The 1,134-nt window shown below is 58.2% G+C and carries 2 protein-coding genes; both read left to right on the top strand.

All coding sequences use genetic code 11. The features are described from left to right. The coding region (locus Q0216_RS02545) for a hypothetical protein (protein WP_298592678.1) at positions 1 to 196 on the top strand (196 nt) is incomplete at its 5' end. Beyond that, positions 197 to 1,134: hypothetical protein (locus Q0216_RS02550; protein WP_298592680.1), on the top strand; the 938-nt coding region annotated here is incomplete at its 3' end.

The raw sequence follows: 1,134 nt of genomic DNA on the forward strand, positions 1-1,134 counted from the left end.
ATCTGGTTGGGGTGCCCAGGAGTTCCTGTCTGCGGGGCTGGTCAACATCACCCGCGCGATTGCGAAGGGCGGCAAGCTGAGCAAATCGGAGCAGGTTGAGGTCCCGCAGCCGAAGAAAAAGAAAACGTCGCATGCCGTCAGGGTGGGTCCTGGCGGCATTGATTTTTCCGGCATCAAGGCGATTCTAGGAGGGTAAATGGCTAAGGTCGGTATCCGTGTCTACCCCGATACATCACGGTTCCGTGGAGATTTGAAGCGGTCGCTGGACCGAATCGAGAAGTCGACCACGGCGAAGGTCACCGTGGTGCCGGTGCTGGACCGGAAGGCGATGGGCCGCCTCCAGCACGCGCTGAACGGGTTGACAGCTACCGTGTCAGTGGACGTGAACATCCAGAAGGCTCTGCATCAGCTGGATAACCTCTCTGCTGAGAAGGTTGCTAAGGTCTCTGCTGACGCTGATGTGGAGCAGGCACAGCGTGCACTGAAGAAGCTGGATGAGGCTCGGAAGTGCACGGTTAATGCTGATGCTGACACGGGTGCGGCGGCGGCGAAGCTGGGGGCGTTGGCTCGTCCTCGCGTGGCGGTGATTAGCCCGGTTATCAACTCGTCTGCGGCTGCTACGGCGGCATCTGCGTTGGCGGCGCTCTCTGGTGGGCGTGTTCTTAGTGACGCGGTTTCGAATGTGCGTGAATTCGCGTCGAATCTGGACCGTTTGACGCCTCGCATTGCGGCGACTGGTGCTGCCCTGGCATCTATGTCGTCTGTCGGTATTGTTGCGGCGCAGAATATTGCTGCGGTGGGTGCGTCGCTGGTTTCTATTGGACCGGCGGCGTTGGCTCTGCCTGGCATTATAAGCGGTTTTCTGGTGGGGGTGGCGTCTAGCGCGGACGGCCTGCAGAACATCCTCATTTACTTAGACCAACTGTCAGGTAAATTTGGCGGAATCCGTGACATGTTCGTGGATGCACGCGCTAACCACAATGAAGCTTTTTGGGGTGTTGCGAAGGCTGGGCTCGCGGAGCTATATACCTCTGGTATCGTGCCGTTTTTCGCCGAGTATCAGCGGCTAGGCGAGGTTTCAGGCGCTTTTTGGGGTAATTTCTTTCGCGGAATGTCTCAGGGCATTACCGCTAT

Origin of the sequence: uncultured Rothia sp. (genome assembly GCF_937976295.1) — a bacterium.
Lineage (GTDB): Bacteria > Actinomycetota > Actinomycetes > Actinomycetales > Micrococcaceae > Rothia.